The organism is Limnospira sp. PMC 1279.21 (assembly GCF_032349615.1).
In the GTDB taxonomy this organism is placed as follows: Bacteria; Cyanobacteriota; Cyanobacteriia; order Cyanobacteriales; family Microcoleaceae; genus Limnospira; species Limnospira fusiformis.
The window spans coordinates 1-4,869 of the sequence record NZ_JARPLU010000250.1; the positions used below are offsets into that span (position 1 = coordinate 1).

General features: G+C 48.8%; 2 protein-coding genes. One reads left to right on the forward strand and one right to left on the reverse strand.

Annotated features, from left to right (window positions below):
* The first annotated feature begins 68 nt into the window (after nucleotides 1–68).
* Nucleotides 69–1,307, forward strand: coding sequence for an LL-diaminopimelate aminotransferase (locus tag P5683_RS22705; RefSeq protein ID WP_187758718.1), 1,239 nt, complete (start codon nucleotides 69–71; stop codon nucleotides 1,305–1,307).
* A 105-nt stretch (nucleotides 1,308–1,412) separates the two neighbouring features.
* On the opposite strand, the gene infB is transcribed toward P5683_RS22705, so the two are convergent.
* A complete protein-coding gene (gene infB, locus P5683_RS22710) occupies nucleotides 1,413–4,559 on the reverse strand; it encodes a translation initiation factor IF-2 (protein WP_006670620.1) in 3,147 nt (1,048 codons plus the stop codon).
* Nucleotides 4,560–4,869 lie beyond the last annotated feature (310 nt).

Consider the following 4,869-nt stretch of genomic DNA (forward strand, 5'->3'; position numbering starts at 1 on the left):
TATCGTCGCATTGTCAGGCAATAGCCGGATAAATGTCGCGTAAATGTATCAGTGTTTGCACAGTAACGATGACAACTATTAACGATAATTACCTGAAACTCAAAGCTGGCTACCTATTTCCAGAAATCGCCCGGCGGGTTAATACCTTTGCGGAAGCTAACCCCGACGCACAAATAATTAAACTGGGAATTGGTGATGTCACGGAACCTTTACCAGAAGCCTGCCGAACTGCTATGATTAAAGCGGTCGAGGAAATGGGCGATCGCTCCACATTCAAGGGCTATGGACCAGAACAGGGTTATAGCTGGTTGCGCGAAAAAATTGCCCAACATGACTTTCAAGCCAGAGGCGGCGATATTGACCCAGAGGAAATCTTTATCTCTGACGGTTCCAAATGCGACACTGGGAACATTCTGGATATTTTTGGCAAAGATAACACCATTGCCGTCACAGATCCAGTATATCCCGTCTATGTAGATACCAACGTCATGGCAGGAAATACCGGACCCGTGAATGAGCGTGGGGAATATGAGGGGTTGCTATACCTTCCCATTACCGCCGAGAATAATTTTACCGCCGAAATTCCCAGCGATCGCGTCGATTTAATTTATCTGTGTTTTCCCAATAACCCCACAGGCGCTACAGCCACCAAAGAACACCTGAAAAAATGGGTTGATTACGCCCGCGCCAACGGTTCAATTATCCTATTTGATGCCGCCTACGAAGCCTTTATTACCGACCCCAGCTTACCTCACTCCATCTATGAAATTGAAGGCGCTCGTGAATGTGCGATCGAATTCCGTTCCTTCTCCAAAAATGCTGGTTTTACCGGCACTCGTTGCGCCTTCACAGTCGTTCCCAAAACATTAATGGCAAAAACATCCTCCGGGTCTGATGTCGAGCTGTGGAAGCTGTGGAACCGCCGCCAGTCCACCAAATTTAACGGAGTTTCCTACATTATACAACGGGGAGCCGAGGCAGTGTATTCCCCAGCCGGACAATCCCAAATCCAACAACTCGTAGATTTCTACCTAGAAAACGCCCAAATCATTCGCGAAAAATTGACCGCAGCCGGACTCACAGTTTATGGTGGTGTCAACGCCCCCTATGTATGGGTCAAAACCCCCAGCGGTCTATCAAGTTGGGACTTTTTTGATAAATTACTGCAAACCTGTAATGTAGTAGGAACACCAGGTTCCGGTTTTGGTGCAGCCGGGGAGGGATATTTCCGCATTTCAGCCTTTAACAGTCGTCAAAACGTAGAAGCCGCCATGGAACGCATCACAGACAAGTTTAAAGCCCTCTGAAATTAGTTCACAGCAGAAACCCCGGCTTATTAAATAAACCGGGGTAGCCTGCGCCAGACCCTCATTACTGGCGCACCAATAATCTCTAGCTAACCAACAAAGTCCCTAGCGGGAGAGAGTCCGACGCTTAGTGACCATTCGATAGGCTTCAATAGAGTCGCCCTCATTCCAGTCATTGAAATTTTCAGCCGCAATACCACATTCATATCCGGCATTAACTTCCTTCACATCATCTTTAATCCGCTTGAGGGAGTCAAGGAAGCCATCATGGACTGTCTGTCCACCACGATGAACTCGGATTTTGCAGTTACGAATCAGCTTACCAGACTGAACATAACACCCAGCCACACGGGAACGACCCACAGGGAAAATAGCCCGCACTTCCGCTTGACCAAGAGGTTCTTCCACCAATTCCGGTTCTAGCATACCCTCCATCGCTGCTTCAATATCATCGAGGAGGTTATAGATAATGTTGTACTCACGAATATCTACACCCGCGCGGTCAGCCGCTTGGCGTGCGCCACTAGCCGTAGTAGTATTAAAACCAATCAGGACCGCATCACTAGCGGCTGCTAGGTCAATATCAGTTTCTGTCACCTCACCCGGCGCTGCTAACAGCAGTCGCAGTTGTACCTCCTTCTGGGGTAATTTCTTCAGGGCATTAACTATAGCCTCTACAGACCCCTGAACATCAGCTTTCAGAATAATATTGAGGTCTTTAAGTTCTCCCTCCTGAACCCTAGCCGACAAAGCACTGAGGCTAACTCGACCCTGGAGTAAGCGAGACTGTCGAGCTGTATTCGCGCGTTCCGAAGCCAAAGCCGCCGCCTCTTTTTCGCTCTCAAACACCTCAAACTCATCTCCGGCCGCCGGAACATCCCGCAAACCCAAAATCTCAACAGCAAAGGAAGGGCTGGCATTCTCCACCCGTTGACCATGATCATCAATCATAGCCCGAACCTTACCCAGAGCCGAACCTGCTAAGATCACATCTCCTACCCGCAGAGTCCCATTCTGTACTAACAGAGTAGCCACCGGGCCGCGCGCTTTATCTAGGTTAGCCTCAATCACCGTACCCTTAGCCATACGGTTAGGATTAGCATAGAGGTCCTCAACTTCCGCCACTAACAGCAACATCTCTAGGAGAGTGTCGAGATTTCCGCCATTAATAGCACTAACTGGAACCATAATCGTATCACCGCCCCACTCTTCAGGAACTAAACCATATTCCGTCAGTTCCTGCTTAACTCTGTCCGGTTGAGCCGACTCCTTATCCATTTTGTTAATGGCAATTACCATTGGCACACCCGCCGCCTTAGCATGGCTAATAGCCTCCACCGTCTGAGGTCGCACCCCATCATCAGCAGCTACCACCAGAATAGCAATATCAGTAACTCTCGCTCCCCTGGCTCGCATAGCTGTAAAGGCTTCGTGACCAGGAGTATCTAAGAAAACTACCTGTTGAGTCTCGCCGGACTCATTTTGCACATCAACATGATAAGCACCAATATGCTGGGTAATGCCTCCCGCTTCTCCCTGGGCTACCTTAGTTTTGCGAATAGAATCGAGTAGGGTAGTTTTTCCGTGGTCAACGTGACCCATAATCGTTACCACTGGCGGACGGCGTTGGAGATTATCCAAATCTTCCGCATTGAGGATATTATCAGGTTTTTGAGCCGCTGATTTCTGCTCCTCGGTTACCACCGTAACCTCTAATTCTTCACAAACCATCGAAATAGTTTTGAAATCTAGGGTTTCTGTGATATTAACCGCAATACCACGGGAGAACAGACGCTTGATAATTTCGGTTTCCGCAATTGACAGAGCATGGGCGAGTTCCTGAACCGTCATCGGTCCTTGAACCACTAAACGCTCCACCTTTTCTGGTAATGCTGGTGTAGGCGCGCGCCGAGAAGCAGCCGCCCCGCTACCACTACCACCACTACCACCGGAATGGCGAGATGGTGCTGATTTCTTTCGTCCCTGATTAGAGACTGCAGCCAATTTTCCGCTTCCCGAAGCAGTTTTAGCCTTGGGAGGTCGAGCCAAGGATATACTCAGAGCCTCGGACTCGGAGCTATCAGTGGTCAGGCTATCAAAATCATCATCGTCCTCATCGTCAATCAGAGGCTTAATCCGGGGGCGCTTGACCTTGGCTTTACCTGCCTTACCACCCTTTTCATCAATATCATCATCATCATCATCCACAGAACTCGCACGCTTAGGTGAAGTCATGGGTTGAGGCCGCTTCAGCGTTAAACCGCGTTTGGGGCGCTTAGAATCCAATAGACCATCATCTTCAGGTATAGCCCCGATATCGCTATCATCCTCGATGATTTCAGTCGGTTCGGTTTTAATGGCTACGCTTGGTTGTCTCGAAGGTGGTGGTTGCAGTTCCGGCATCGACCTGGCAGGTTTCACCGTAGAAACCCGCTTTTTCACCTCTCTAACCTCTTGGTTATCAGAGGTAACTGGCCGTTTTTTATGTTTGGAAGCTACTGGTTTATCAGCTTTATCAGCTTTATCAGCGCTTTTCTCCACGGGACCGCTCCCGGACTGACTGGGTTTGGGAGTGGGCTTATTCTGTTTTAAAACGGGCTTACGAGACGGTTGCGGAGATTTACTAGCCGTCGGTACAGGTCTGGCGGGTGGCCCTACTAAAGTGGGCGATTCTTCCTCAGTTGTAACTGAGCTGGTCGAAGTAGTCGATTTAGGCATCTTGGCGATCGCTTTTTCGGGTCTATTAGCCCCGCTGACATCATCAAAGGCTGTGTTAATTCCAGAAGAGGTAACTTCCACAGGGAGTTGGCGGGGGGGTTGGGGGGAATTATTGGGTTTTGGCAATTCGGATATATTGGTTTCGGAACTGACAGATGATTCGGACAAGTTAGGGGGTTTGGGGGGAGTGGCAACGGATGCAGCAGGAGGCTCAGGCTGGGGTGAGTCTGCCGGTGATGGTTGATTTTCTGGTCTGATGAGGTTTGGCCTGCGAATTTCTAAAATCTGTTGTTTTTTCTTGTCCACAGCACCACCAGCATGGGACTGATGGGCTGCATCAGGATTTTCATCAGACCATGCGGAAATGGGATGACTGGCAACGTATTTCTGGATCCGTTCAGCATCTGATTCCGTAATCGTACTGCTATGGCTTTTGACAGAGATATTCAGCCGTTCACAGACGGCTAAGATGTCTTTGTTCTCCAAATTTAACTCTCGTGATAGTTCGTAAATTCTGACTTTGACGTTGTTCATCCACTCTTGCCTCTTCGTACCAACCCGTTTTTAATTATATTGACATTATTTTAGGGGTGTTACCAACTGCGATCGCCTCCACTGGGTTACACTGTACCACTTTTGATCGCGATCGCGATCGGCACTAGATCAACTCACCCTTGTTTACGACAGAAACAGTTTAAGCCTTGAACAGAACATAATCCTAATTAGGCCCGCCCTCATACCCCTATTTGCCACCTGGGAAACTCTTGTTATTGACTTATGCTGTGATCACCTGATACATTTACGCGACATTTATCCGGCTATTGCCTGACAATGCGACGATAGT

What these genes read in the sequence shown, in the direction of transcription:
- P5683_RS22705 (WP_187758718.1), top strand. Translation starts at nt 69, where the DNA reads ATGACAACTATTAACGATAATTACCTGAAACTCAAAGCTGGCTACCTA.
- infB (WP_006670620.1), bottom strand. Translation starts at nt 4,559, where the DNA reads ATGAACAACGTCAAAGTCAGAATTTACGAACTATCACGAGAGTTAAAT.